The 26739-nt window shown below is 59.9% G+C and carries 21 protein-coding genes; 6 read left to right on the top strand and 15 right to left on the bottom strand.

Annotated elements, in window-relative coordinates; translation table 11 throughout:
- Window positions 1-46 precede the first annotated feature (46 nt).
- The 8 genes from PQT43_RS12470 to PQT43_RS12435 form a co-directional block, all read right to left on the bottom strand.
- Window positions 47-235 (bottom strand): hypothetical protein, encoded by a 189-nt coding sequence (locus tag PQT43_RS12470; protein ID WP_272754006.1) that lies wholly within the window; start codon window positions 233-235, stop codon window positions 47-49.
- A 55-nt stretch (window positions 236-290) separates the two neighbouring features.
- Window positions 291-497 carry a hypothetical protein gene (locus tag PQT43_RS12465; RefSeq protein WP_253084790.1) on the bottom strand — a complete coding sequence of 69 codons (207 nt, stop codon included), beginning with the start codon at window positions 495-497 and terminating at the stop codon, window positions 291-293.
- Between the two features lie 109 nt (window positions 498-606).
- Complete coding sequence (locus tag PQT43_RS12460; RefSeq protein ID WP_221812255.1) at window positions 607-1170, bottom strand: fasciclin domain-containing protein; 564 nt, start codon at window positions 1168-1170, stop codon at window positions 607-609.
- A gap of 173 nt (window positions 1171-1343) precedes the next feature.
- Window positions 1344-1634: a c-type cytochrome gene (locus PQT43_RS12455; protein WP_373634190.1), complete on the bottom strand. Its 291-nt coding sequence runs from the start codon at window positions 1632-1634 to the stop codon at window positions 1344-1346.
- A gap of 239 nt (window positions 1635-1873) precedes the next feature.
- A complete protein-coding gene (locus tag PQT43_RS12450; RefSeq protein WP_272754005.1) occupies window positions 1874-3046 on the bottom strand; it encodes an ABC transporter ATP-binding protein in 1173 nt (390 codons plus the stop codon).
- A gap of 27 nt (window positions 3047-3073) precedes the next feature.
- Entirely contained in the window at window positions 3074-3916 is an 843-nt protein-coding gene (locus PQT43_RS12445; protein ID WP_110595686.1) for a carbohydrate ABC transporter permease, read from the bottom strand.
- Entirely contained in the window at window positions 3913-4875 is a 963-nt protein-coding gene (locus PQT43_RS12440) for a carbohydrate ABC transporter permease (RefSeq protein WP_267268186.1), read from the bottom strand. Before PQT43_RS12440 ends, PQT43_RS12445 begins: the two co-directional genes overlap by 4 nt.
- Window positions 4876-4896: 21 nt before the next feature.
- Window positions 4897-6171 (bottom strand): ABC transporter substrate-binding protein, encoded by a 1275-nt coding sequence (locus tag PQT43_RS12435; RefSeq protein WP_170003472.1) that lies wholly within the window; start codon window positions 6169-6171, stop codon window positions 4897-4899.
- Between the two features lie 165 nt (window positions 6172-6336).
- Here PQT43_RS12435 and PQT43_RS12430 point away from each other — a divergent pair, with 165 nt between their 5' ends.
- Together PQT43_RS12430 and PQT43_RS12425 are read left to right on the top strand one after the other, a co-directional pair.
- Window positions 6337-7902, top strand: a complete 1566-nt coding sequence (locus PQT43_RS12430; RefSeq protein WP_102879346.1) for a carbohydrate porin — start codon at window positions 6337-6339, stop codon at window positions 7900-7902.
- Between the two features lie 126 nt (window positions 7903-8028).
- Window positions 8029-8925 carry a carbohydrate kinase family protein gene (locus PQT43_RS12425; protein ID WP_267268188.1) on the top strand — a complete coding sequence of 299 codons (897 nt, stop codon included), beginning with the start codon at window positions 8029-8031 and terminating at the stop codon, window positions 8923-8925.
- 3 nt (window positions 8926-8928) lie between these two features.
- Here the strand turns inward: PQT43_RS12425 and PQT43_RS12420 are convergent, their stop codons facing one another.
- Window positions 8929-9318: a MerR family transcriptional regulator gene (locus PQT43_RS12420; protein ID WP_102879344.1), complete on the bottom strand. Its 390-nt coding sequence runs from the start codon at window positions 9316-9318 to the stop codon at window positions 8929-8931.
- A 73-nt stretch (window positions 9319-9391) separates the two neighbouring features.
- Here PQT43_RS12420 and PQT43_RS12415 point away from each other — a divergent pair, with 73 nt between their 5' ends.
- Window positions 9392-10462 carry an SDR family oxidoreductase gene (locus PQT43_RS12415; RefSeq protein WP_110595690.1) on the top strand — a complete coding sequence of 357 codons (1071 nt, stop codon included), beginning with the start codon at window positions 9392-9394 and terminating at the stop codon, window positions 10460-10462.
- Between the two features lie 121 nt (window positions 10463-10583).
- Here PQT43_RS12415 and PQT43_RS12410 read toward each other — a convergent pair whose 3' ends face one another.
- The 3 genes from PQT43_RS12410 to PQT43_RS12400 all read right to left on the bottom strand — a co-directional run bounded on the left by PQT43_RS12410 (window position 10584) and on the right by PQT43_RS12400 (window position 18200).
- A complete protein-coding gene (locus PQT43_RS12410; RefSeq protein WP_272754004.1) occupies window positions 10584-11444 on the bottom strand; it encodes a hypothetical protein in 861 nt (286 codons plus the stop codon).
- A gap of 109 nt (window positions 11445-11553) precedes the next feature.
- Window positions 11554-17010, bottom strand: coding sequence for a WGR domain-containing protein (locus PQT43_RS12405; RefSeq protein WP_272754003.1), 5457 nt, complete (start codon window positions 17008-17010; stop codon window positions 11554-11556).
- Entirely contained in the window at window positions 16998-18200 is a 1203-nt protein-coding gene (locus PQT43_RS12400) for a M48 family metalloprotease (RefSeq protein WP_268561401.1), read from the bottom strand. The genes PQT43_RS12405 and PQT43_RS12400 overlap by 13 nt, the downstream gene beginning before the upstream one ends.
- A gap of 286 nt (window positions 18201-18486) precedes the next feature.
- Here PQT43_RS12400 and PQT43_RS12395 point away from each other — a divergent pair, with 286 nt between their 5' ends.
- Window positions 18487-20178 carry a SulP family inorganic anion transporter gene (locus tag PQT43_RS12395; RefSeq protein WP_110595694.1) on the top strand — a complete coding sequence of 564 codons (1692 nt, stop codon included), beginning with the start codon at window positions 18487-18489 and terminating at the stop codon, window positions 20176-20178.
- Window positions 20179-20250: 72 nt separating this feature from the next.
- On the opposite strand, the gene PQT43_RS12390 is transcribed toward PQT43_RS12395, so the two are convergent.
- On the bottom strand, window positions 20251-20910 hold the full coding sequence (locus tag PQT43_RS12390) for a hypothetical protein (protein WP_123728193.1): 660 nt from the start codon (window positions 20908-20910) through the stop codon (window positions 20251-20253).
- A gap of 339 nt (window positions 20911-21249) precedes the next feature.
- On the opposite strand from PQT43_RS12390, the gene PQT43_RS12385 reads away from it, so the two are divergent.
- Window positions 21250-22110 (top strand): RNA ligase family protein, encoded by an 861-nt coding sequence (locus PQT43_RS12385; RefSeq protein ID WP_102865020.1) that lies wholly within the window; start codon window positions 21250-21252, stop codon window positions 22108-22110.
- Window positions 22111-22124: 14 nt separating this feature from the next.
- On the top strand, window positions 22125-23282 hold the full coding sequence (locus PQT43_RS12380) for an AAA family ATPase (protein WP_272754001.1): 1158 nt from the start codon (window positions 22125-22127) through the stop codon (window positions 23280-23282).
- Window positions 23283-23321: 39 nt separating this feature from the next.
- Here the strand turns inward: PQT43_RS12380 and PQT43_RS12375 are convergent, their stop codons facing one another.
- Together PQT43_RS12375 and PQT43_RS12370 are read right to left on the bottom strand one after the other, a co-directional pair.
- Window positions 23322-25814 carry a fimbria/pilus outer membrane usher protein gene (locus PQT43_RS12375; RefSeq protein WP_272754145.1) on the bottom strand — a complete coding sequence of 831 codons (2493 nt, stop codon included), beginning with the start codon at window positions 25812-25814 and terminating at the stop codon, window positions 23322-23324.
- Between the two features lie 170 nt (window positions 25815-25984).
- Window positions 25985-26725 carry a fimbrial biogenesis chaperone gene (locus PQT43_RS12370; RefSeq protein ID WP_272753999.1) on the bottom strand — a complete coding sequence of 247 codons (741 nt, stop codon included), beginning with the start codon at window positions 26723-26725 and terminating at the stop codon, window positions 25985-25987.
- Window positions 26726-26739 lie beyond the last annotated feature (14 nt).

Below are 26739 nucleotides of genomic sequence, written 5' to 3'. Positions count from 1 at the left end.
GTGAATTATTACAAAATGATGATGCAGTTGATGTGGCAGGAGAAGTTCAGCCCTCAGAGAGCTCTTTCAAGGGCCTGTTAATGCTCACGGGTAAAAGGTGGAGCGCATTGATGCGTTCCTTGAGTCGTTCTACGAACGCTTCAGCTTGCGCATAACTACAAAATCGGATGCGCCAAGTATCAATGACTACAAAACAGGCGCAGGCTTTGTCTGTTTCTTCAATGTCGATCAGCACCCGGGGAATCCTTTCGTCAGGCGGAACGGCTGATGTCGAGTTGGAGTAAGCGGGATCACGATGTCTTCAATGCGGCGATTCCTTTTCTGATCGCCTCGGCATTCAGGTCGAGTGTGGCGATGGCCCCAAGAACTTGGCTGGAGACGCTAGTGGAGCCCCTCTGATCTATCCATAGGCCTATCGACTCAAGGGCGTCGGTTAGCGCGAGCTGGTTTTCGTGGAGTTTTTCCAGAACTTCCGGCAGTTGAGGGGCCGTTGGCATGGCTGAGTCTCCTTGTGGGGGAGCCCAAAGCGTAGCAGTAGTCGTACAGGATACTTGGACGACGGCGGCCAGGTTCCCGGCAGGCGTTGTACCTGCCGGGATCGCCATGTCACTTGGGCATCAGAACGGTATCGACCACGTGAATCACCCCATTGGACTGCATGACATCGGCGATGCTGATCGCGGCCTTGGCGCCTTTGGCATCGATGACCCAGAGCTTGCCTTCATAGGGTTTGACGGTCAGCGCTTCGCCCTGGACGGTCTTGAGCGTGACCTGTCCGCCATTTTGCTTGGCCTCGGCCATCAGTTGCCCGGCGGTTTGGGTTCCGGGCACCACATGGTAGGTCAAGATCTTCGTCAGGTCGGCCTTGTGCTCAGGCTTGACCAGGGTCTCGACCGTGCCGGCCGGCAGCTTGGCGAACGCCTCGTTGGTGGGCGCAAACACGGTGAACGGGCCTTTGCTGTTGAGGGTGTCCACCAGCCCCGCGGCCTTGACCGCCGTGACCAGGGTGGTGTGGTCCTTGGAGTTGACCGCATTCTCCACGATGGTTTTGCTGGGGTACATCGCAGCGCCACCGACCATCACCGTATCGGCGGCGAAAGCGCTGAGGGGGGCAGCGACGGAGAATACGGCGAAGCAGACAGCGGCCAGGCGTTTGCTAAAGGTTTGCATGATGCAGCTCCTCGATTATTCGGCCCTCCTGATGAGGGTGCTGAATGTACGGTGCGCATCGGCAAACGGATGCAGCGCTGGCCGATTTTTGCGGCCAGCGCTCGGTCAAGCGACTCGGAAGCGCCAGCCCGGGCTGCGCTGCAAGCGCAGAACAGGGCCGGGCGCGCGGCGCCTTACTTCGACATCCAACTGATCACCGCTTGGTAATCCTCGGCGCTGCAATCCATGCACAAGCCACGGGGCGGCATGGCATTGAAGCCTTCGGTCACGTGCTTGACCAATACGTCAGTGCCTTGAGCCAGGCGCGGCTTCCAGGCTTCCTGATCGCCTTTTTTCGGCGCCATGGGCAACTGCCCGCTGTGGCAGGCGGTGCAGGCGCGGTTGAACACTGCCTGTGGGTCCTGGGCGGCGTGAGCACTGGTGAATGCGAGTAAACAGGCGGCAGCCAATAGGGTCTTCATGATGGTCCTCATCGTGTTCTTATCATCAGGTTGTCGTGCAGGTGCGCGATCGAGGCAGTGTAGGGAGGGGGTTCTTACGCACCCACTGCGACAGCCTGCCGCAGGTGCCGGCGGCGAGTGCTCGGTTGGGCGATCCGTCTGGAGGTGACCGTCGCCCTATGGCAGGTTGTCGCACATCAGGCCGGCAACGCCTGCGTGCTACATTGCAGGCCGACGGGATGCTTTCTCCAGGCAGGGTTACATCACGTCACTGAGTGCCGGTGTTTCGCGAGGAGCCCGGCACTCTCATGATCTACTACCGGCACCGCATGCGGCAGGTTTTCAACGGCTTGTGGGTGGCGCCTCAAGGCCGTGCCGTCGGCGGCGAACAGATGCAGGTTGTCGACTTCCAGCTGCAGTTCGACCCGATCACCCGCCTGCCATCCGGCGCTCACCTCACAACGGCAGACCAGGGGCTCGTCCTGACCTGTTTCGAGGTGCACATAGGTTTCGCTGCCCAGGTATTCGACCCCGGTCACGACCATGCCGGCGGCTCCCTCAGCCGCTTTGAGCGAAATGTGCTCCGGGCGAATCCCCAGGCTCAGCGGCGTGTCTGCCGCCAGGTTCGAGCTGTCGAAGGGCAGGGAGCTCATGCCCCAAACGGGGGTGTCGACCAGGCTGATTTGGCCAGGTGTATGCAGGTGCGCCGCCAGAAAGTTCATTCTGGGCGAGCCGAGAAAGCCGGCGACGAAGCGACTGGCCGGACGTTCATAGAGTTCGCGCGGTGAACCGACCTGCTCTACGCGACCGCCATTGAGCACGACAATTTTGTCGGCCAGGGTCATGGCTTCCACCTGATCGTGGGTAACGTAGATGATGGTCGAGCCCAGTCGAGCATGCAGGCGGGCGATCTCGTTGCGCATCTGCACCCGCAAGGACGCATCCAGGTTGGAAAGCGGCTCATCGAACAACAAGATGTCCGGTTCCCGCGCCATGGCTCTGCCCATGGCCACACGCTGACGTTGCCCTCCAGACAGTTCTTTGGGCTTGCGTTGCAACAGTTTGTCCAATTGCAGGATGTGCGCGGTTTTCAGCACCCGCTCGCGCAAGCTGCTCTTTTCAGTCTTGGCCAGTTTGAGACCAAAACTGATGTTGTCGTAGACGCTCATGTGCGGGTACAGCGCATAGGACTGAAATACCATGCCGACGCCACGCTCGCGCGGCTCCAGGTCGTTGACCCGTCGCCCATCGATCAGCAGGTCGCCGGCGCAGATCGAATCCAGTCCTGCGACCAGTCGCAGCAGGGTCGACTTTCCACAGCCCGAAGGGCCGACGAAGACCACGAATTCGCCCGCAGCGATCTCCAGGCTGACATCACGAAGAATCCGCACGCCGCCCAATTGTTTGTTCACGTTGTCTAGCTTCAGTTTGATCACGATGCTGTTCCTTGTAGTTGTTGGGCATCAACCCTTTAACGCGCCGGCCGTGAGACCGGAAACAATTCGGCGCTGGAAGATCAGCACCAGAATCACCAGGGGCACGGTGACCAGCACGGATGCGGCCATCAACAGTCCCCAAGGCAGCTCGTGGGGACTCCCGCCGGAAATCAGGGCGATGGCGACCGGCACCGTGCGCTGGGTGTCTGTGAGGGTGAAGGTCAGGGCAAACAGGAACTCGTTCCACGCGGCGATAAAGGCCAATAAGCCAGTGGTGACCAGTGCCGGCCAGAGCAGCGGCAGCAGCACACGAGTCAGCGCGACCCAGGGCGAAGCGCCATCCATGATTGCCGCTTCCTCCAGTTCGTGAGGGAGTTGCCCCATGAACGTGGTCAGCACCCAGACAGTGAAGGGCAGGGTGAAAATGGTGTAGCTCAGGATCAACGCCCAAGAGGTGTTGTACAGACCCAGGGCGCGGATCACTTCGAACAGCCCCGACAGTACAGCGACCTGGGGAAACATCGACACGCCGAGAACCATCATCAATACCGTGCCACGCCCACGGAACTTCACCCTTCCCAAGGCATAGGCGGCCGTCACACTGAGGAACAGCGCCAGGGCCACCACACACAGTGCGACCATCAGCGAGTTACCGATCGCCCGCAGGAATGAGGCTTGGTGAAGTACCGCCGCGTAGTGGGAGAAGTCGGGACTGTCGATCCAGTAGCTGACTGCGAACAAGGCACTGGACGGCTTGAGTGAGGTCACGATGGCGTAATAGAAAGGGAAGACCGCATACAGCAACAGCACCCCGATCAGGCACCAGAATCCGCAGCGCAACAGCGCTTTTTTGAGGAGGCGCGGGCTCATGCTCGAACCTCCATCTGACGGCGTCCGAGGTACAGGTAAAGCGTGGCGATTAGCGCAACGACCAGAAACAGCAGAGTCGAAGCCGCGCTGCCATAGCCAACATCCTGGAACTCCACCAGGTGTTGGCGGGCATAGACCGACATGCTCATGGTGCTGGACGAATTTGAGGTCAGCACATAGATGACATCGAATACCCGCAGGGAGTCGAGGATGCGGAAAATCGCGGCCACCAACAGTGCCGGCATCAACAGTGGAAGCGTGACGCGCCAGAACACTTTCAGCGGATGAATCCCATCGACCCTGGCGGCTTCGTAGCAATCGCTCGGCAACATCTGCAAGGCCGCCAGCATCAGCAGCGTGACAAAAGGCAAGGTCTTCCAGACGTCGACGATGATCACTGCCCACATCGACAGATCCGCATCTGCGGTCCAGGCCAGAGGAGCGTCTATCAGCCCGAGGCTCAGCATCAGGTGATTGATGATGCCGAACTGGTCATTGAGCATCCATGACCAGATCTTGGCTGAGACAATGGTAGGAATCGCCCACGGAATCAGGATCAGCGCACGCACCAGGGAACGGCCTGTGAACTGGATGTTCAGCAGCAACGCCACCAGCAGCCCCAGGACGACTTCCAGTCCCACCGACACCAGGGTGAAATACAACGTGTTGCGCACAGCGTTCCACCACTGTGGATCGACCAGGATGCCCGACCAGTTGGAACCGTCGTGGAACAGATAATTGCTCAAGCCGACAAAGGTGCCGCCAGCGGTGTCCGCCAGGTTGGCGTCGGTCAGGCTGAACCAGAATGTGCGCAACAGCGGCCAGGCCGCCACCAGGGCCAGACACAGCAGCATTGGTGTCAAAAACAGCCATGCGGCGCGTACTCGGCGACGCTGTAGGGGCGTCTCCCGGGTGAGCAGGAGCGCGTCACTGGAGACGTGGGTAGTAGAGACAGACATGGTGATTTCCTTCCCTGTGGCTTACCAGTTCCGACGTTTGATGCGTGTGAGTTCGCTTTCCAGTTCGGCCAGTGCCTGATCGACAGGCAATTCGCCCGCCAGCACGCCATGCACGCGATCGAAGAACGCATTGGAGACCCGTGGATAGCGATCGGCGGTTATTGAGGCGGGGCGCATGACCCCGTCGTTGAGGATGCTGTGGAGCTGAGCGTAGTAAGGCATGGCCGCGAGCAGTTCGGGATCCTGATACAGCGACTCGATCACCGGGTTATAGGCGCCTATCAGGGCACGGCGTTTTTGCTGTTGGGCGCTGGTCAGGTAGCTCACCAGCTCTGCGGCCAGTTTGGGCTGGGTGCTGTAGCGCGATACCGCCAGGCCCCACCCGCCGAGGGTGGATGCATGGTTGCCGGTCTCGCCGCCTCGGGGCAGGGGAGCGACCCCAACCTTGTCTTTTACGGCACTGTCCTGGCTTTGCACCAGGGCCCAGACATAAGGCCAGTTACGCATGAACAGCGCATTTCCCGACTGGAATACGCCACGTCCTTCTTCCTCGGTGTAATTGAGCACGCCACGCGGGGAGATGTCTCCTACCCAGCTTTTGGCCAGGGTCAAGGCAGCTCTTGAGGCCTGGGTGTTAACGATGATGTCTCCTCGTGGATTGACCAGTCCGCCTCCCGGTTGGCTGCTGATCCACTCCAGCGCATTGCACGTCAGCCCTTCGTAGGCGCGCCCCTGAAATATGTAGCCCCACACATTGGGGTTGCCGGCGTTGCGCTCGGCCTGTTGCACATCTCTGGCGGTAGCGGTCATTTCCTCCCACGTCTGGGGCACCTGCTTGTTGTACTTCTCGAGCAAGTCCTTGCGGTAATACAGCAGGCCCGAGTCGGTGAACCACGGCATGGTCACCAGCCGTCCGTTTACCGTGGCGTTATCAATCTGGGCCTGGAAGTAGCCTTGGGTCGCGTCGGCTGGGAGCCCCTCGCGCAGATCCATCAGATGTTTGGCCAGCATCCCCGGCCACACCATATCGATTTGAATGATGTCGATGTCGGTGGACTGCGCACTGAGGATCTGTTGGTAGAACGACAGCCTTTCGGTCGCCGAGTTAGGCGTGGAAACCACCTCGACGTGGTTGCCGGTCTGCTTCGACCACGCGTCGACTGCCTCCTTGCAGAGTTGTAACTCTGCACCTACCGCACCGCACGAGATCGTCAAATCAGCGGCGGTGGAGACCGACGGAAGTCCGGCACTGAGGGTGAGCAGCACTGCTGGAAGGAGAGATTTGAGCTGTTTCATGAAGGCCTCTTTATTTTTGTTTTTAGAGAAGTTAACGTTAACACGGCAAATGTAACAGCACATTTTCGATAAGGCATCTTTTTTGTCGAATTGGACCCTCACCACTCGCGAAAAAAGCGCTCTGTCGCTGGAACAAAACAATAAAAATAAAACAGGGAAATCCACATGCAGAAAGCATCAAGATGGCTACTTGCAGGCGTGCTCAGCAGCTCGGCGGCGACCTCTCAGGCCGCGACTCTGGAAGAGCGCATGGCCGCGTTCGAGGCCCGCGCCAGTGCAGCGGAAAAGCGCGCAGCCGCAGCCGAACAGCAAACCCAGGCACTTGCCAGAGAATTGCAACAGATCAAGCTCGCCACCTCCGCTTTGCAGCCTGCAGCATCCACTGCATCCCAGGCCACGAATCCCGTTGTGGACACCCGACTGGCAAAACTCGAAGCCCGCCAGGAAAGCATGGAAAAGCAGGCCAGCACTTCAAACCTCACTGATGGATTCAGCTTCAACGGCTACGCCCGTTCCGGATTGCTGATCGACGAGGGGCTTGGTGGTGGTCGCGGCGGCCCTTATACAACTCCGGCCGGATCGGTGGGGGGAGCGGTCGGGCGGCTCGGTAACGAAGACGACACCTACATGCGCATAGACCTGTCGAAAGAAATCTATGCGCAGAATGGCACCCGTTCCAAATTCACGGTCTCCATCGCCGACGGAGTGGAAAGCTCCAATGACTGGACCGCCGACGAAAGCAAACTGAACGTGCGCCAGGTGTTCACAACGCTCGACCATATCGCTGCGTTCAAGGGCAATCCCGTGTTCGAGAACGCCACCCTGTGGGCAGGCAAGCGATTTGACCGGGATAACTTCGATATCCACTGGATGGACTCGGACGTCGTCTACCTGGCCGGTACCGGCGGTGGAATCTACGACGTGCAGATGAACAAGGATTGGCGCTCGAATTACTCCTTGATCGGGCGTAGCTACGGGGATTTCAGTCAAGGAGGGCTTAATGCCGATGTGGCGAGTTACATCCTGACCTCCAACCAGTTCTTCGAGGAGGGCCAGTGGCAGTGGATGTTCAATGGCATCGGCGCAAAGAAAAACGATTTCGGTACCCGCACCAATAAAGCGGGTTTGACGCCTGCGGATTCCGGCTTGCACAGCATGCTGGCCAATCACCAGAAAAACTTTTTCGGCAGAGAAGGCTTCTTCAAAACGGCACTGCTCTATGGGCAAGGTCTGGGGGCAGAGGTCAAGAACCTTGGTTCGGATGGTGAACTGATTGACGAGGCCCGGGCTCTGCGTCTTGCTCTTTACGGCGAGACTCCAATTGCGCCTGACTGGCGCATCGGACCCAGCTTGCTGGCCGAGCAGAGCAAGGATAGATACGTCAAGGGTGACGACTACCGCTGGCTGACCTTGAACATGCGCTTGGCGAACACAATCAACAGCAACTTCGAGATGGCCTACGAACTGAGCTGGCAAACCATGGACCTCGACCCCAAGGGCTATCTACAACGTAATGCGGTCGACGGTAACTTCTGGAAGTTCACCGTCGCCCCGACATTCAAACTTGACGTTGGAGACCTTCTCACACGTCCGGAAATGCGAGTGTTCGCAAGCTACATGAATTGGTCTTCGGATCTGGACAAGTACAGTACCTCAGACTCCTTCGGCAAGACGGACTTCAACGCCGGAGGTGTATGGCAATACGGTATACAAATGGAAACCTGGTTTTAATAGTTGAACGCGCCGGCAAACACGCCTTCAGCGCGTCTGCCGGCTGTTGTTGCATTGAGTAAGAAACTACCGGTCGGAACTGATCAGCCAGCAGTTATCCCGGTAACAAAAAATTGAGGAAATGAGATGGTATTGCCTCGCGCGGTCATATTTGGCGAAGCCCTGATCGACCTTGTCCAAGGCACGCCTGGACAGTGGAAGGGTTACCCCGGTGGTGCACCCTGGAACGTTGCACGAGCCTTAAGTCGCTTGGGTGTCAGCAGCGCCTTTGCTGGGTCGGTGAGCTTAGATTCATTGGGTGACGAGATCGTTTTGCAGTCGGAAGCGGCAGGATTGGATATGCGTTTTATCCAACGAGTCGATCGAGATCCTCTGGTCGCCATCGTTCCATCGAGCCGTCCTCCAAGGTACTTTTTTGCTGGAGAGGCCGATCTGTTTTTTGATCCGGACCTGATGCCCGAAGGATGGCTCAAGCAAGCAGAGCTGTGTCATTTCAGCTGCATCAGTTTAGCTCGACAGCCACTCGCAGATACGCTGGTTAACATTGCTCAGCAGGCCAAAGAAGCCGGTAAACGGGTTAGCTATGATCCGAACTGGCGCAATTTAATGGGTAGCCATTATCGGGAGCAGACCTTCCCGACCATGACCAGCCTTGCTGACATGATTAAGCTGTCCGACGAAGACCTGCGGCACATTTATCCAGGGCTGAGCGAACAGCAGGCAATGCATGAGCTTCGCGCGCTTAATCCTCAGGCGCAGATATTGTTGACCCGTGGGGAACACGGGATGACTCTCCACACCCCGGACAGCCAACTCGATCAGCTGGCTATTGCCGTGAACGTGCAAGACACGGTTGGAGCAGGGGACGCTTGTATGGCCGGTTGGCTGGCTGCAGAGTTGTTGGGGATCGCAGGCTTGAGAGAGCGCCTGCGATTTTCAGCGGCTTGCGCATCCATATCCTGCCGCCATGCCGGAGCCCATGCTCCTTCGCTGACTGATGTGGAAGGTTTGCTCACTACCTAGCGTTCAGTTGGAAGCGTTGCTCAATCGCTGAAGCTCAAGTTGCCTGGCGGCACTGGCTTCGAGGTTGGCACGCTCTTCATCCAGATACTGATAAATGCTCTGGAGGTTGGCGATCTTCTGTGTGATTTCTGCCATCTTCTTTTCGATTAACTTAGCGCCTTCAGCACAATCGATCTGCTTGTTGCGTTGCGCATCCAGAATCTCGCCTATTTCCCCCAGGGAAAACCCCATGCTTTGCGCGCGCTGGATAAAGTCCAGATCTTGCAGGGTTTGCGCTGTGTAAACGCGATAGTTGTTCGTTCGCCGCTGCGATGAGATCAGGCCGATTTGCTCGTAGTAGCGCAGCGTATGGCGACTGGCACCACTGCGGGCCTCGATTTCACCGATCTTCATAAAACATCCCTTGACTGTAGAGTTGGGTCGATAGTTTACGCTTGATTTCTTACCTTAAACAAGGAACGGGGAAATGAGCGTGGAGTGCTTTGTCACGGGGGGTACCGGCTTTATCGGCCAACATCTGGTGGCTCATCTGAGTGCAAAAGGTCACACCGTTCGGGTGTTGATGCGGCGCCCAGAGCGACTGACTGAATTGCGCGAGCAAGTCGTCAAATTGGGAGGGAGTGCAGCCCGGGTATTTGCCGTAGCTGGCGATCTGGAGCGGGACAACCTCGGTCTGAGTCCTGCTGACCGAGAACAGCTAAGGCAGGCCAGAGTCGTATTTCACCTGGGCGCCCACTTCGCCTGGGGGCTGTCCTTGGAGCAGTCTCGTGCGGTGAACGTAGAAGGGGCAAAGCGGGTGGCGCTGTTGGCGGTGGAGCAAAACAGCCGCTTAGTGATGATCGGCGGCTACATGCTGAAAAACCATGAACATCTGCAACGCATCGGAATAGATCCTCGTTCTGCGCAGCAGACCCATTGGCCTGCCGTCTACCGGCGTGTTGGCGGTTACGAGGCGAGCAAGCTGGAGGCGCATTTTGCGACCCTGGAGCTCATGTCCGCCAAAGGCGGGGAGATCACCGTTGTCCACCCCGCGACAGTTTGTGGCCACAGCCGCACGGGGCATATCCTTGACGGCCAGCCGCTGGTGGAGCTGATACGCAACCTGATACAGGGAAAGCTCACTGCCGTGCCCGGTACCGCCAAGCACTGGCTGCCACTGGTCACCGTGGATTACCTGGTTGAGCTGATGGTGGTGAGTGCTTTTGATCCTGCCATGGTGGGCCAGGAACTGCTGGCGCTGGATGAGCAAACTCCCAACTTGCAAGAACTGCTGGTACAGGTCGCACAACCTTTGGGCTTGAAGCCTCCCAGGCATCACATTTCGCTGCGATTGCTGAAGTTGCTGCTGAGCATTCCTCCCGTCGCCCGGTTTATGAATACAAAACCCGAAGCCTTGGACTTTATCCAGACCACTCGTTTTGATACGGCGGCGGTCGAGCAGTTTGCCAAAAGCCATGGAATCGCCAAGCCAGATATACGTCAGTCCTTGCAGCACACCGCAACGTTCGTCAACTCATCTTGCATAGCCAAGGGCTAAGCCCGCCGAGTTCGCCCTTCGGGGCGACACCGCAGTCATCCGCACTATGCTGCGGCAGCTGTGGCGGTGCTGATGGCCAGTGTCGAATCCAAGGCGTGCGGCTGGAGTACGCCTTTACACTTCAGAGGGCGATTAGCTTCCTGCTCGGGTCTTGCTGCATGAAGAGCAGGATGTCGAAAACCCGACCCGGTTCGACTTGAAGGGCAGGGTGATCGCTCTTCTGAACGGCCTTAATCAACAACTCCTTGTTTTGCCCCCAACAGTGGCCAAGCGAGAAGGGCAGTCTGCAGAGCTTTTGACCAGCAGCTTTGAGGGTGTCGCTGGGGAGCAGGTACTGAGTGCTACTGAATCCTCGAAAGCCCGCGTGCTTCAATCCATTCCTGACCTGGCTATCCAGTGCTGGCATGAATCCCGTTATGAGGAGTAATGCTTTCATGGGGTAGGTGACGTTGGTGTTATTAGCGAACAGAGCGTCTGCCAACATCCTCAAGACCCCGAGCAGCTCTGCATCAAAGTGAACCGCTGACGGATACATTCCCTCGGTGGTGAAGATCCGTCGATCTTCGGATGACAGCGCGAATGCCCCCAGTTGGTGAGTGTCAAAACGGACAAGCTTGGCGTGCAGGTTCGGATTGCAAAGTCCGGCTGCGGCTTCAGCCGGCAGATGCAGTATTGGGGCTTTCCGCGAGCCAGCGCCCCAGTTCAACAAGGCATTTCGAAGCACGTCGGCTAATAATTCGGCGTTATGCGGCGTAAGTGTCGCCAGGTAGGCCTTGGAGACCTCCCTAACCCGAAAGAAGTCCTCATGGTAGGAGGAGTTGAAGCTGTTGATCGCTGAACGGATATCTTGCTCTTCACCAATCACTCTAAGCATGTCTGATCCATTGAATACGGCGGGCAAGCACTTTTGATTTGCGCCCTGGGGGTGATGAAATAGCGCAGCGTCCGGCGCCTTGCTCATGTTGTGGAGCTGAATGCTCATGAATTGATGTTCATGAGCATTCAGCTCTCTATGGGGCCGCCCCTTTTCGAGCCGCTGCAGCGCGTGCAGATTGAATGCGCTTGTCTCTTTCGTGCTAGAGCGACGCAGCTCACCCCTGGGCGATTGACCCTGCCTGCTCTTGATAGCCTTTACGCAGTTTCTCCGCGATCAGCTTTTCTGCTTCACGCAAAGCGCGTTCGGGACTGTCGAGGGACTTGATCAGGGTCTGGCCCTTGGTGCCGATACGGCCGAAATTCACCATCACCTCAGCCTCGGCGACGCCGATACGCCAGAACTTGTTGGAATTGCCCTCACCAAAGGTGAACTCGCGCATCAAGGGTGACGCTTGAGTGGTGACTGGCGGCTGGGCTTGGATCTCGATGGTTTCCTCTGGCTGTTGCGGTTCTGGAAGTGCAACGGCTTCCTCGCCCCTGAGTAACGCTTCGATGCGATTGAGCACCTCTTCTTGGTCGCGCAGCCAGTCATTACTGAGCACGTCGATGATCTTCCAACCAAAGCTGCGTAGTACCGTCGGGCGGAAAATGTAGCGCTCACGTACGTCAGGGGCGGCCGCGGTATCACTGTCCAGCAGTACGCCGAGGCTGAAGTGTTCACCACTGGCGTCACTGATCGCGAGGTCGCAACGGAACTGCGAACGTCCGACATATTCCTGAACCGAATGCCCGCGCTTTCGCAACGCGGCAGCGAGGGCGCCGCGCAGGTGATCCTTGGGCAGGCTGACGGCAAAGGACTGCTTGGCGCCCGGATTGAGGTTGGCGAGGATACCCTGGGAGCGCGGCGCATCCCCGTTGGCACTGGCCTGGGCGAACTGCAGGAACGCGCGCAGTGCGGCGGCACCATCGTTGTGGGTGTTGGTGATGGCTTCGGACTCGATGCTGGAGACAATCGCCATGCGCTTGCGGGCGCGACTGAAGATCACATTGAGGCGTTTTTCCCCACCACGCTGGTTGATCGGGCCGAAGTTCATCAGCATCTTGCCGTTCGGTCCTGGCGCGTAACAGATGCTCAGGATGATCACATCACGCTCATCGCCCTGGACGTTTTCCAGGTTCTTGACGAACAGGCCATTGAATTGCCCGGCATCTTCACGCACGTACTCGCGCTCAAGCCGTGTGGCAAAGGCCGAGTCGCCGCTGGCCAAGTCTTCCAGGGCCTGCTCGATGGCGCCTTGCTGGGCCTCGGAAAAGGCCACGATACCCAGGCTCAGACCCGTCTCCCGTTGCAGCAGCTCCCGTACCAGGTTGGCGATGTACCGCGCTTCGGCCAGGTTGCTGCGGCTGAGGTAGACACCGTCGGTCATCTTCAAGAAGCTGATCGGGCTGTCGAGCAGCGCGTCGGCGCCGCGGATGACGGCCTGGGCGTCCGTGGAGTCCAGTACGGTTTGGGCCGGGGCAGGGCGCTCGATACGACGGTCGGGAATGGTGATCAGCCGCCCTTCGTAGAACGCCGCGTTAGAAAAGCTGATCAAGGCTTCGTGGCGGCTGCGGTAGTGCCAGGCCAGGAGGGTTGCCGGCAAGTTTCGCGCGGCCTGGCTCAGCAGGCTGTCGGCATCAAGGTTGATTGCGATCTGCTCACCATCCTCCATGGCAATCAGTTCGTTGTCGTCCTGGTCGCCGGCACTGGAGAAGAAGTTGGTCGGTGGCAATTGCATCTCGTCACCGACCACAATCACCTGCTGCGCACGGCTCAGTGCCGGCACGGCTTCTTCGCTGGGGATCTGACTGGCTTCGTCGAAAATCACCACGTCAAACAGGTCCGGTGTCAAAGGCAGGGTGTCGGACACCGACAGCGGGCTCATCAACCAGATGGGCTTGAGGTCGTTGATCACGAGGCCACTGTCGCCACTCGCCATTTCGCGAATGGAGCGATAGCGCATGGTCTTGCCCAGTTCATGTTCCAGTTCACGTCGGCCTTTGGCGTAGGCTTTCTTGAACTCACGGGCCTGGGCGTCGAGTTGAGTCACCGACATCGCCGATTGCTTCACATGCTCCAGAAAACGCTGGTGCAACGTGGCGCTAAGCACCTGCGCGTTGCTTTTGAGCAGGTTGCATTCAGCCTGGCTGACCTCGCGCGCGGCCAAACTCAAGGCCGGGCCGTCGAAGCGCGCCAGCTGCGGATTGGCGCGGTACAGGCGGGTCAGGTTTTCCTGGGCAATCAAACCGTCCAGTACGCGTTGCGCCAAGGCGTACTGTTGCACGACCGCCAGGCAGACAGGATCGGCTTGGTGCAGCTCATTGAGCAGGGGCAGGGTGTCGGGCAGTTCGTCGAGTTCTTCACGCAGATCGCGCAGGTACTCGGCCAACTCGACCAGGCTCAGCGCCGGGTCGAACACACAATGTTGCGCGACCAGCTCGGCCAAGCGCGCCACCGGCTGGCGCAGGCTGGCTTCCTGGCGTACACCGGACAGGGCGTCGGGATTTCCCCGCAGGCCCTCAACCCATTGGCGCAACAGCGGTGATGCGCTCAGTTGCTGGAGCAAGGCTTGCAGGTTGTGCAGGAACAGGTCGACATCCGGGATGCCGTAACGCTCTTGCAGGCGTTGCTGCTCGGCGTGCAGCTCGGCAGTGACGCGATGCTCGCGGGCCAGGTTGTCTAGCACGCTCCCGAAACTGGGTCGAATCGCGTGCTGACTGAAGTCGTAGCGTCGTTGCAATTCACCGCGCAGCCGCCACCAGGCCGGTTGCAGCCAACGCAGCAGCGAGCCTTCCAGCCGCTGTACCAGATCGATGGCAGCCTGAGTGTCCTGGGGCGCGAGTTTTTCACGCCAGTGGTGGGTGGATTCACGGGCGTTGTGTTGCTGTACGGCCAGTGCTTGCAGCGCGGCCTGCTCGGCGTGCAGCGCTTGGGCGCCTGATGAGCCCGGTTCCAGCAGGTCGAGGTGCGCTGCCAGGTTGGCGCTGGTCAATTGTTCGGCGGCCTGGGTCAGCACGCACGCATCCGCCAGGCGGGTGTCCCCGGACAACAGGCTCGACGATGACTCGAAAAATTGCTCGACGCTGTCCATCAGCCCACTGGCTTCATCCAGGAACGCCTTGAGTTGGCCGTAGGCATGTTCGTGGGTAATCAGGCTTGAGGCCAAATGGCTGAAAGGATGACGTGTGAAGCTGTCGAGGCCGAAACGTTCTTTGAACGCCTGATACACGCGCCCCGTCAGCTCGCTTTGTGCCTGCCACTGACGCCATTCGGGTAAACGTTCCAAGGCTTCGGGGGGCAGCTTGGCAGCAACGGGCGGCAGTTCGATCAGATGACCTACCAGCTCGCGTACCGAACATGCCAAGGACTCCGGCACCCCACGCATTGCCTGTTCAAAACGCTCGATCAAGCCCAACTGTTGGCTCAGGCCAGCCAGCAAGGTGTCGCGCCGGGCTTGCAACTGCGACGACTGCGCATCACCGGCGATCCAGCGCTCATAGCACTCGCGCAGGTTGCTCACGAAGGCCTTCTTGTCGGTCTGGGAATCGTGGATCAGGCAGCACAACTCACCCAGTTGACTTTGTTGCAGGCGATGGAACACAACGTCCAGCGCTGCACGCTTTTCACAGACAAACAGCACGCGCAGGCCACGAGCGGCGTAGTCCGCGATCAGGTTGGTGATGGTCTGGGATTTGCCGGTGCCTGGCGGTCCCTGGATGATGAAGTTACGCCCGGTACGGGCCAGGCTGACGGCCGCATTCTGCGTGGCGTCGCCTGCCACCACGTTCCACTGTTCGGGCAACGGGGTCGGCTCGGGGGCCTGGACCTCGACGTCCCGAGGCTCGATGGAGAACATCCGGTCAAAGGCTTCGTTCTGCGCCGGTTCGTCGATCAACTGTGCATAGTCACGCACCAGCGACATCTTTCGATAATTGAAGTTGGCCAGGGTCACCTGGGTCAGGTCTATGTCCCAGGCGTAACGATGCCCCTGGTTCTCGGGCATGGCGAAGGTGCTGTTTTCGGCGCTGCTGGCAACCATCTGAGGGTGCTGGTTGCGCAGAACGGGCTTGGCGCCTATGGCCAGACGCAGCGGCAACTCGCTGGGCAGCACCTTCTGCTGGAACAACTGCAGGCCCAGCGGACGGAAATCTTCGCGGTCGTAGCTGAAATCCGGCTTCAGCAAAGGCGTCGACATGCGCTGGCGGGCACGACGGCGCTGGAAGTGGTGCAGATGCTGCACGGCTTTCTGGTGGATCAGTTCGATTTGCGGTTTGCTTTGCAGGTGTAACTCGACGCCGGGCTCGGTCAGTTTGATCTGGCGCGCAATATCGGCGTGGATGTCTTGCACCGAAGTCTTTTGCAGGTCGACGGTTTCCGGCAACTGGATGTCGTAGAGCTGACGCAATTGATGACGCAGTACCGGGTTGAATTCGGCCTCGGTTTCGTCGCACTGCAACACGAACTGGTCACGTACCCCTTTTTTGCGACTCAACTCTACCGGCAACCACAGCAGCGGGGTGACGATGCGTTCTTCCGGCGTGTCCTTGAGGTTGTGCCAGCGCATGAACGCCACCACCAGGCGCAGGTTGCTGAAGCCGAATTCGGCGCGGTCGCGACGGGTTTCCTGGATGATGCGCTCCAGCGACGCCTGCAGCCAGGTCTGGTCTTCAAAGCGCAGCCATTGCTGCAGGCCGACAGGTTTGCCGCCCAGCACTTGCTCGGAGAATCCGCCGAAGGTGGGTTGCCAGGTACACAGCGCTTCGGGCCGGATACTTTCAATGCGCATCACCAACGGAACGCTGGCCACGGTCAAGTTGACGCTGGTCTGGGTCGGCCGGAAATACAGCAGGCGATTGCGACGCGAAAGGTCAAACAACCGGTTGCGCAGATGTTCCAGCACCACAGTGCGTCGCGAAGCCGGGCCTTCGGCCTGGGCCAACACACGCTCGACATCCAGGCTGGCCGGCTGTTCGCGCCAGGACTCCAAGCGGCGTGCCAGCGAGCCCACATCAGTGGCGCGCTCATGGCGGTTGAGCTCGGTCATCTCGACGATCAAGTTGGCCAGCACCGGGTTGAGCCGGCCATTGAGCTGGAACAGGTTGCGCCGGTGCGCGGCGAACGACTTGAGGTCGTTGACGTCGGCAAAATCCAAGCCGCAGGCCAGGCACGCGAGCAACTGACCGAGCTGGAAAATATCGGTGATTTCGTCGTGATGCCCGAGCCGATGTTCCCAACTGTGCAAGTCCGTGAGGAACACCGGGTGGTTGATGGGCTGCTGCGGGTCTTCCTGGACTTGCAGGTCGGTAATGGCCACGCCGGTTTCCGAATCCCGGGTCAGGCGGACCTTGCCGACGATATTCAGCGCCGACTCTGGATTGGGCTGCACCTCCTTGATCGCCTCCAGCGCCAGGCGCGGCGACTGGCCGTCGGGATGGCGCAGTTGCAGGGTGCGTTCCGGGCCTAGCACCACATCCAGGTAACTGAGCTGGGCGACATGCCCCCGCTCATGCAATAGCGCCACCTGGCGCAGCAGCGGCAGCGCCAGGAACAGCACATCGTCGATGGGCACGGCGGCGCCATCGTGGCTCTGCAGCAATTGAGCGAAGTTCAGCGGTTGAGTTATTGGGTCCATGTGTCGACCTCCGCCTTGAGCGCACGAACAATCGGGTCGAGCTCACGTTTGGGGAATTTGATATCGCGCTTGAGCACGTTGATGAAGTCGTCGGCGCTGCCGAGTTTTTTCGCCGTGCGAGCGGCATGCAGCAAGGCTTCATCCCGCAGGTCACGGTCGACCAGGCACAGGTCGAGCATGATGAAGTGCAGGTATTCGTGAATGCTCGCGTCGATGCGCTCGGCATTCAGCGTGCCGAGGTCCAGCGGTGTTTCAGGCGCCTTCCAGTCGGGAAAGAAGCCGCGCACCTGATTGAGCACCGCCTCGGACTGCAACACCGTGTTGCCGATGAAGCGGGCGATGAAGCCGCGGGTGAGGGCGGTCAACTCGACCTGGTCGGTCACGTCCAGGCGGTTGAGCGACAAGGGCCCGCGCAGTCGGCGGTGCAGCCAGGCGTCGGTATCCGGGAGCTGTCGCCACCAGCTTTCCACCGCTTGGGAACGCAGAAAAGTCTCCGGATGGGAAACGCCCTGGGACAACGGCGCATCCTTGCCATCCAGTTCACGGGCCTGCTGCAGATAACTGGCGGCATCGACGCTGAGAATCCCGGTGTGGACCTTGACCAGCGAGGTGATGGAGGCTTGCGCACAGCCAGCCGCCAGCGCCGCCCCGCGGTCGGCGTAGATTTCGGTGTGCAGGCTATATAAACGTGCGGTCTGTTCCAGGCTCGGAGGCGTGTACACATCGGCCATCGCGTGATTGAGAATCCGCTCGGCGGTGAGGTAGTCGCCCTCGTGCTCCGACCACAAGCGGTAATGCGCCAGTTCATGCCCCAGCAACGCCAGCAGCTCCTGAGCATCGAGTCGTTCAAGGATCGGCCCGTAGAACACCACATGCACCTCACCGGCCAGGTAATACAGGCTGGCATTCATGGTGCCATCGCCGGCCTGGTAGAGGGTCGCGGGGGCCTCGATCTGCAGGCGTTGCAACGCCGTCTCACAGGCCTGATAAGCCTGCGAGTGCGTTTCCGGGCTCAGGCGATAGGTGTCTCGCAGCAATTGGGCGCGCACATCCTGGGCGTGTTCCTGCTGAACGCCCAGGGATGAGGCCCAAGCCCACACCGCAGGTTCACTGGTTTTCAGGTAGTCGACCACCTGCTGGTGGTAAGGCAATGGCGTCAGGCTGGTGATATCCAGCGCGGGGGTACTCATCGTTCAAACATCCTTGAGGATACGGCTCCATGAGCTGCGCCTGCGCAGCAGAGGCTTGGGCTGGCATCCCGGTATCAGTGATCGGCAATAAAAGCGGAGCATACCTAGGGGTTGGTGAAATTACTTGTGAAAGTACATAACCCTTTCGATCGACGCAAAAGCTGCTCCAGCTCATGGCGCCAAGTGGCCCGATTCGCTTGAATACGCGCCCGCGTCGCCTGGCCAAACAAGAGGGCCGCCAGAGCGCAACCAAACATTAGAACGCAATACTTCGAAAGGACCCGGCATGTCGTTATCGCGCTGTCTATCTGGCCTGTCCAACTTGTTGCACTACCGCCGCGAGTGGTTTCGCGCCGACCTGCGGGCCGGGTTGTCCGTGGCGGCTATCCAGATCCCCATCGCCATCGCCTATGCGCAGATTGTCGGCCTGCCGCCGCAGTACGGGCTCTACGCCTGTGTGCTGCCGATGATTGTCTATGCCTTGATCGGCAGCTCGCGGCAACTGATGGTCGGCCCCGATGCCGCCACTTGCGCCATGCTCGGCGGGGCCGTGGCGCCTTTGGCCATGGGCGACCTGCAGCGTACCGTCGAATTGTCGATGATCGTCACCGTGCTGGTGGGCCTGATGCTGATTGCCGCCGGGATCGCCCGGGCGGGTTTTATCGCCAGCTTCTTCTCGCGGCCGATCCTCATCGGCTACCTCAACGGCATCGGTCTGAGCCTGATCGCCGGGCAAATGGGCAAGGTGGTGGGCTTCAAGATCGAAGGCGACGGCTTCATTCTGGGGTTGGCGGACTTTCTTCAGCGGCTGGGGGAGATCCATGGCCTGACCCTGGCCGTTGGCCTGGCCAGCCTGGGCCTGTTGATCTGGCTGCCGCGACGCTACCCGCGGCTGCCGGCAGCGCTGCTGACGGTGGCGCTGTTCACCTTGCTGGCCGGGCTCTTGGGCTTCGACCGCTTCGGGGTGGCGATCCTCGGCCCTGTGCCGGCCGGGATTCCCGAGTTGTCCTGGCCCAAGACCACCCTGGAGGAAAGCAAGAGCCTGCTGCGCGACGCGCTGGGCATCGCCACCGTGAGTTTTTGCAGCGCCATGCTCACGGCCCGCAGCTTCGCCGCGCGCCATGGCTACGCGATCAACGCCAACCATGAATTCATCGCCCTGGGCCTGAGCAACCTGGCGGCCGGAGCCTCCCAGGGCTTTGCCATCAGCGGCGCGGATTCGCGTACCGCGGTCAATGACATGGCCGGAGGCAAGAGCCAGTTGGTGGGCATCATCGCCGCCCTGGCGATTGCGCTGATTCTGCTGTTTTTCACCGCGCCCATGGCGTGGATTCCGCAGCCGGCCCTGGGCGCGGTGCTGTTGATGGCGGGCTGGGGCTTGCTCGACGTCAAGTCCCTGAAGCAAATCTACCGCCTGAGCCGCTTCGAGTTCTGGCTGTGCCTGCTGACCACCGTCAGCGTGCTGGGCCTGGGCGTGCTGCCGGGCATCATCTTCGCCGTGACCCTGGCCATCCTGCGCCTGCTGTACAGCATCTACCAACCCACCGACGCGGTGCTGGGCTGGATGCCGGGCATCGAAGGCCAGGTGGACATCCGCCAGTACCCGCAAGCGCGCACCGTGCCCGGCCTGGTGGTGTATCGCTTCGACGACGCGATCCTGTTCTTCAACGCCGACTACTTCAAGATGCGCCTGCTGGAAACTGTGCAGCGCGAGAGCCAGCCCGAGGTGGTGCTGTTCAATGCCGAGGCAGTGACCGATATCGATGTCAGCGGCATCGCGGTGCTGCGGGAAATCCGCGAAACCCTGGCCGCCCAGGGCATCTACTTCGCCATCGCCCGCGCTCGCGGTACTTTCCTGGCGATGCTGGAACGCTCGGGGATGACCCGGGAAATGGACGGCCAGTTGCTGTTCAGTTCGGTGCGTTCGGGGATCAGGGCCTACCGCATATGGCGCAACAGCATGCGCGGCAAGCAGTGATGCAGAGGAGGGTGGCCGGCAGGGAGCGACCCCGCCGGCACTTGACCGAAGTTCAGCCGAGCCGGCATGGCCTCACTGGGTGATGGTCATGCTGCTGGTGGCCTGGACCGAGCCGTAGCGGATGCGCGGATAAGTCGGATCGGCGTAGCTGAAATCCATCACTGTGCCGACGGAGCCGAAGTACAGGGCCTGGCAATTGAAGTTCACCGCCACCTGGCCGCCGTAAGGGGTGACCCCGATGGCGACCTGGGTCGGCCCGGTCCATTCGATCTTGCACCCCAGCGTACCGCCTGCTGCGCCGGCATTGTATCCGCGACAGTTCAAGGTGGCGTTGCCGTTGCTGGTATTGGGAAAGCCCGCCCATTTGGCGATGGCCAGGTTGGCCGAGCAGGACGTGTTGACGCTGCTGGCGCCCGGGGCGAGCTTGTAGACCCCGGACGGTGGCGCAAGCGTTGCCGTGACGGGCGTCAATGGCAGGGCGGCAAGGCTCGATGCCGCCTGGTTTTCCACCACGGTGGTGGGCGACGGCGGGAGCTTGCACACCACCACGGCGCCGACGTCGTCGGACTTCTTCAACTCACCCAGCGCAGTGATATCGGCGCCGCCCTTCGACTCGCAGAAGAGTTTGCGTAACTGGGCTTTTTCTTCGCTGTCAGCCGTGGACGAGGCCTGGGCCAAAGGTGCAAGGGCCAGGCCAATGACTCCAGCCATCAGCACGCTTGAAAGTTTCATGATCGATTCCTTATCGGGGTTATGACTGGCTGCACCCTATGAGCACCAGGCGGTTTTTTTCATGACAAAAGCTCGGGTGTTGCGCGCAAACAGGGCCGCTGGAGTTTTGCCCTCTCGGGACTTGACCTGATGCCGCTGTCTGCTGTTGAATGCGCGCCCTAAAGCCTCTGCAACCTTTTCTCCAAGTGGTGAAGCCAGTGCCCTACGCCAGCCAACACGCCTGATACCGACGACGGTCCATCCTGCCTGATGGCTGCCCGTGCCTATGCGCGGCGGCGCTTGATTGCCATGCCTGCCTGATCCTGTCGTTGGTTTTTCTCTGTTTTCGAGGACAAACCCATGCACATGGATATTCGTGCCACCGCGCACAACCTGGAACTGCTCAAATACCCCCGCACGCCCCATCTGCAAGGTTCGCGCCTGCAAGATGGCGACACTGACACTGGCCAGGTGCGCTATGCCGCCCTGGCCGGGCAGTGGCTGGTGGTGGAAGAAAAACTCGATGGCGCCAACGCCGGCATCAGCTTTAGCGCGAGCGGCGAGTTGCGCCTGCAATCTCGCGGTCACTACCTCACTGGCGGTGGGCGCGAGCGCCAGTTCAATCTGTTCAAGCAGTGGGCCGTGGCTCACGAACACTGGTTGCTGGAGCGCCTGGAAGATCGCTTCGTGCTGTATGGCGAATGGCTGCACAAGAAGCACTCGGTGTTCTACGACCGCTTGCCACATTATTTCTGCGAGTTCGATGTGTGGGACCGCGCCACAGGGCTGTTCCTCTCCACCGCGGCGCGCCGGTGCCTGCTCGAGGGAGGGCCGGTGCTGTCGGTGCCGGTGCTGTACGAAGGCCCGGCGCCGCGCCGGCATGCCGAGCTGATGGCGCTGGTGGGTGATTCGCTGGCCAAGACCGAGCGCTGGCGCGAGGTGTTCGAGCAGGTGGTACGCCGCGAAGGCCTCGACCTGGCCCGTGCCTGGCGCCAGTGCGACCGTTCCAGCCGCATGGAGGGCCTGTACCTGAAGCTCGAGGACGAGCAGCAGACCCTCGGCCGACTCAAGTGGGTACGCCAGGACTTCGTCCAGGCCATCCTCGATGCCGACCAGCACCATGCCAACCAACCCTTCATCCCCAATCAGCTGGCCGACGGCGTCGACCTCTATGCCCCGCGCCTGTCCATGGACTGGCAGGGCCCACGCCACGGCTACTGAAGGAGCATCCCGATATGGATATTCGACAACTGCAACAACTGGTCCCCGAGCCGGGGCGCGATATGGATGTCGCCGCCTGCCTGGCGGCCATCCCGGCCCTGGCGCGCCTGGCCGATACACCGCAAGACCCGACCTACCACGCCGAGGGCGATGTGTGGATTCATACCCGTCTGGTAGTCGAAGCCTTGCTGGCGCAACCCGCTTACCAGCAGGCCAGCGCCGAGCAGCGCTTTGTGCTGTTTTTCGCCGCCCTGTTGCACGATATCGCCAAGCCCGACACCACGGTGATCGACCCAGATACCGGGCGTATCGGCCAGCCCGGTCACTCGCGCCGGGGCGCAGTGGACGCGCGACTGCTGTTGTGGCGCGCCGGCGTGCCATTCGAGCTGCGCGAGCAGATCTGCCGCATCATCGCCGTGCATCAGGTGCCGTTTTTCGCCTTGCAGGGTGATCGCAGCGGCCGCAGCGCTGAGTTTCTGTTGCACAAACTGTCCTGGGAACTGCCGCTATGGATGCTCTGCGCCGTGGCCGAGGCCGATATGCAGGGCCGCGATTACGCCGGCAAGGCCGATGTACTGGACGCCATCGAACTGTGGCGCGAACTGGCGCAGGAGGAGGGCTGCCTGCACGGGCCGCGGGCCTTTGTCGACGAGTACACACGCATTCAGTACCTGCGTGGCGCTCGGGTACATCCCGACTACCCACTGCACGCGCCGCAGGGCTCGTCGGTGGTGATGCTCTCGGGCCTGCCGGCCAGCGGCAAGGACACCTGGACCGCGCAACATTACCCGGAGCTGCCGGTGGTGTCGTTCGACGACGCGCGCCAGGCCCTGGGCCTGCGCCACGGACAGAACGAAGGCGCCGCTGCGCATTACGCCATCGACCGGGCCAAGGCCTTGTTGCGCGAGCACAAACCCTTTGTGTGGAACTCCACGCACCTGTCGGCGCAGATGCGCAACCGCACCCTGGACTTGCTCTACGGCTACGGCGCCGAGGTGGAGATTGTTTACCTGGAGCGGCCCGAGGACGAAATCATGCGGCGCAACCAGAAGCGCGACACCTCGCTGCGCAACGAGGATATCCGCCGCATGTTGTTCAAGTGGGAAGTGCCGCTGCCGACCGAGGCGCACCGGGTGGTTTATCAGGCAGCTACGCAGGCGGTTAGCGCTTGATCCGCATCAACGTTTGCTAGCGAGGGTTGAGTTGCCCGTTCAATAACCCTGCATTGAACCGCTTTCAGGGGCGCAGGTCAGCGACACACGCTCATAGTTGAGCGCCTTGTCGCGCTCAGGCAATGCGTAACTCGCCTGACATTGTTTATCCGCCCATTTGATAGTCAGCGTGGCGCTCGGCTCCTGCACCAGCGCCAGGGCCCTGCTGGAAGGATCGGCAAGCGCAATTTGTTTGCCGGCTGCGTCTTCAAGTACAGCGCCAAACGGCAAGTGCTTGTGCTCATGATCAAATAACTCGAACTGCACGCGTCGCCCGGTCTGCGCCGGGTAGCGCACTAATACCGCGGCGCCACGTCGAGGCACCACTTGTTGGGTGGCGTTTTCAATCTCTACGTCGGCACCCAGATCCCGGGTGTCGAGGCTAATCCAGTTGACCCGATAGGGCTGGGTATTGGGAATCACGGCAAAACCATTGCGGCCGGTTTCGGTGCCGCTGTAGCTGCCGATCTTGACGCCGCCCGGTACGCCTGGCACTTCGGCCAGCGCGAAAGTCTCACCGAGGGTTTGCCCTAAGTTGATCCCGCCAGCGTGCGCCACCATCGAACCGGCCAGGCTAAGGTTCTGCGAGGTGTAACCGCGCCCCTGACTGTAACCGGCGTTGACGTCGACGAATGAAGTGCGCGAACTGATACTCGCCGAGCCCGAACTACCCCCGGTGCTGCTGGTGCCTGCCTGTACAGAGTAATAAGTATCGCTATTTTCCGAGAGATAGCCGTTCACGCCCAACTGGCTGCTGTCGCTGGATTTCTGTCGATTGGTCGAGAGAAACGCCCGTGGCGCGCGAGGCTTGGAGCCCAGGGGGAATGACAGCGAAAGGTTCACCTGCGTGTCGTTGTTCGGCGAGCCGAAATAACCCACGTCCTGAGTGTGCGTAACCCCAAGGTTGTAACTGACGTCGCCCCAGTTGTTGCTGTAACCCGCCGACAGGCTTTGCGAACCACCACGCCCCCAATAACGCTGGTCAGTTGCGTTGAGGTAGAGGCTGCCGAATTGTCGGTTGCGGCCCAAGCTCTGGCTCACGGTCAGGTCGGTTCGAGTCTTGGAACTGCCACGACGCTGTTCCCCGCGGCCTTGATCCTCGATGTGTTCGGTCAGGGTTCGATAACCCTCGGTCGAGTAACGATAGGCGGCGAGGGTGAAATTGGTATCAGTGCCGGTAAACGTTTTTGCATAGAGCATCCGCAGGCTATTACCCTCGGTTGGCTGGCCGCGCGTCTGGCTGGAGGAGTGGGTCAGGTCGAACGACACAGCACCAAACGCCGTATTGCGGCCCATGCCCAAGGACATCGCATTGAAACTGTCGGTAGCCTGCACGCCGAGAATCCAGGTTATGTTGCTGGTCATGCCGTAAGCCAGCGTGCCGCTGACAAACTTTGGCGAGGCCAGACCTTCGGTGTTGCTTTTGTATTGACCAGCCGAGAGGCTGTAGTTGACTTGGCCCTCGCGCACCATGGTCGGCAGAGTCGAAAACGCCTGCCGTGTTTCATGCCGCGAGCCGTCCGCCTCGATGATGGTCACCTGCAAATCACCGTTAGAGCCGCTCGGATAGATGTCGCTGATCTCGAACGGGCCGGGCGGCACGTTGGTGCTGTAGAGGATGTAGTCGTTCTGGCGGATTTCCACAGTGGCATTACTTTGCGCCACGCCGCGGATCACCGGCGCGTAACCGCGTTCACTGTCGGCGCGCATGCCTTCGTCGGAGCTCAACTTCAATCCACGGTAACGCACGCTGTCGAAGAGCTGCGAGTCGGAGAAAATGTCACCGGCGCTGAACTGGCCCTTCAGTGCTGTCACGTCATGCTGGACGTAGCTGCGGTTGCTTTTGAACGTATTTGGCTGACCGGTACGGCTGCTGAAGTTCGATTCGTTACGAAGTCGCCAGGCACCGAGGTTGATGCCGTTACGTAAACCGAGGTTGCTCGAGATCGTGGTGATGGAATCGGTGCTGTTGCGGTTGCTGCTCAACTGATAATTGATGAATGCCGCAGAGACGCCGGCATCCCACAACGCAGGGTCGACATAACCGCGCATGCCGCGTTGCATGGCAATCTGCGGCACGCTGATCAAAAGTCGCAGACGGCTTGGGTCGTAACTGACGGTCGCTTGATCAATCAGGGTCGGCAAGTCGTAGCAAGTCTCGGGCGCGTCAGGTTTGAGTTGGCCTGCCGCCTCCAGCGTGCGCATGTTGATGCCCAGTTGCTGCAACATGTCCAAGGTCAGACAGGCCTCGACCTTGTTGGTGTGCTCGGAGCGGCGGAAATCGATATCACGCCGGCCCACCAACACTTCGTTGCTGTAAACGTCGACCCGGTAATTGCCCGGCAAAACGCTGTTGGCCGAGAGCAACAGATTAAGATCAACGGACGATCCAACCCCCTGCAGAAATGTAGTATTGAATTGGGCGAGTTGATCTTGCTCTGCTCCAGCGACGGCGTCACTGGCGTTCGCCAAGTAAGGAAGACTAACTAACATGGCCAGATACAGCGCATTCAATCGTGAGTTTTTCGGGCAGCATTGTTCAGTCAGCGAATTGGAGTTGCTGCGCGGAATTAAAGACATACCGAGCCCTATACTGCTACGGAGAACGAAGATTTAATTAATTAATGGAATCAAGAGAGGGGGCGAACTTTTCGATGCAGGTGCTATTGCACGGCTTGGGCATTGACCGCGGTATTGGCCGATAAAGTTGCGCTGTAACGATCCTGTGCGCCGTAATCGTTAATGCTTGAAAAGTTCAGATTGGAATAATTCGAGTTCATTGTGCCTTTGAGCGCGATGGTCTTGCTTTGGCCAGGAGCGATCATCATCGAGTCGATGGCTTGTTCCGTTGTAGCACCCGCTTGCACAGAAACATCCGAAAGCGAAACATGATAGAGGCTTGGATTCGTGATTTTTAATGCCGCATGTCCGCCTTGTTTGCCGATCTGCCATAACAACTGGGTCGGTGCGAGGTAGGCCGTGCTGGCTAGTCCGGCAGGGCGGAAAAACACCTTGATGCGCTGGCGCACTGCCAGTTGCAGGGTATTTTCCGTTTTGGCGGTCTGGGGAATTTCCTGAACGTTCAGCCAGACAACGGATTCCTTATCGGCAGGCATACCTTTGCCTTCGTAAATCACTCGAAGTAGTTGCTGCTCTTTGCCCGGGATGCGCGCCAGCGGCGGTGTTACGGCGAAAGGAACCGACGTGGCGCCACTATCATCACTGTCGATCCACGACTGGATTAACACGTCGTCGCCGTTGTTGCGGACCTTAATGCTGACCTCTTTGTGCTCGCCGTCGAACACCAGACGGGTCGCGCTCAGCGTAATACCGGCGCTCGCTTGCGTCGCAATCAGCGCGCAGTGCAAGCCCATGCACAGGGAAAGAATGAGTCGATTAAACATGGAGAAGTGCCTGA

Source organism: Pseudomonas sp. BLCC-B112 (genome assembly GCF_028550695.1).
GTDB lineage: Bacteria > Pseudomonadota > Gammaproteobacteria > Pseudomonadales > Pseudomonadaceae > Aquipseudomonas > Aquipseudomonas danubii.
This window is presented reverse-complemented; position numbering and strand designations above follow the sequence as displayed.

Excerpts from the sequence above, each read along its gene's own strand:
- PQT43_RS12380 (WP_272754001.1), top strand. The coding sequence starts at position 22,125 with ATGGATATTCGACAACTGCAACAACTGGTCCCCGAGCCGGGGCGCGAT.
- PQT43_RS12415 (WP_110595690.1), top strand. The coding sequence starts at position 9,392 with ATGAGCGTGGAGTGCTTTGTCACGGGGGGTACCGGCTTTATCGGCCAA.
- PQT43_RS12395 (WP_110595694.1), top strand. The coding sequence starts at position 18,487 with ATGTCGTTATCGCGCTGTCTATCTGGCCTGTCCAACTTGTTGCACTAC.
- PQT43_RS12460 (WP_221812255.1), bottom strand. The coding sequence starts at position 1,170 with ATGCAAACCTTTAGCAAACGCCTGGCCGCTGTCTGCTTCGCCGTATTC.
- PQT43_RS12410 (WP_272754004.1), bottom strand. The coding sequence starts at position 11,444 with ATGAGCATTCAGCTCCACAACATGAGCAAGGCGCCGGACGCTGCGCTA.
- PQT43_RS12405 (WP_272754003.1), bottom strand. The coding sequence starts at position 17,010 with ATGGACCCAATAACTCAACCGCTGAACTTCGCTCAATTGCTGCAGAGC.
- PQT43_RS12420 (WP_102879344.1), bottom strand. The coding sequence starts at position 9,318 with ATGAAGATCGGTGAAATCGAGGCCCGCAGTGGTGCCAGTCGCCATACG.
- PQT43_RS12375 (WP_272754145.1), bottom strand. The coding sequence starts at position 25,814 with ATGTTAGTTAGTCTTCCTTACTTGGCGAACGCCAGTGACGCCGTCGCT.
- PQT43_RS12440 (WP_267268186.1), bottom strand. The coding sequence starts at position 4,875 with ATGTCTGTCTCTACTACCCACGTCTCCAGTGACGCGCTCCTGCTCACC.
- PQT43_RS12390 (WP_123728193.1), bottom strand. The coding sequence starts at position 20,910 with ATGAAACTTTCAAGCGTGCTGATGGCTGGAGTCATTGGCCTGGCCCTT.
- PQT43_RS12435 (WP_170003472.1), bottom strand. The coding sequence starts at position 6,171 with ATGAAACAGCTCAAATCTCTCCTTCCAGCAGTGCTGCTCACCCTCAGT.
- PQT43_RS12400 (WP_268561401.1), bottom strand. The coding sequence starts at position 18,200 with ATGAGTACCCCCGCGCTGGATATCACCAGCCTGACGCCATTGCCTTAC.
- PQT43_RS12385 (WP_102865020.1), top strand. The coding sequence starts at position 21,250 with ATGCACATGGATATTCGTGCCACCGCGCACAACCTGGAACTGCTCAAA.
- PQT43_RS12370 (WP_272753999.1), bottom strand. The coding sequence starts at position 26,725 with ATGTTTAATCGACTCATTCTTTCCCTGTGCATGGGCTTGCACTGCGCG.
- PQT43_RS12425 (WP_267268188.1), top strand. The coding sequence starts at position 8,029 with ATGGTATTGCCTCGCGCGGTCATATTTGGCGAAGCCCTGATCGACCTT.
- PQT43_RS12430 (WP_102879346.1), top strand. The coding sequence starts at position 6,337 with ATGCAGAAAGCATCAAGATGGCTACTTGCAGGCGTGCTCAGCAGCTCG.
- PQT43_RS12445 (WP_110595686.1), bottom strand. The coding sequence starts at position 3,916 with ATGAGCCCGCGCCTCCTCAAAAAAGCGCTGTTGCGCTGCGGATTCTGG.
- PQT43_RS12465 (WP_253084790.1), bottom strand. The coding sequence starts at position 497 with ATGCCAACGGCCCCTCAACTGCCGGAAGTTCTGGAAAAACTCCACGAA.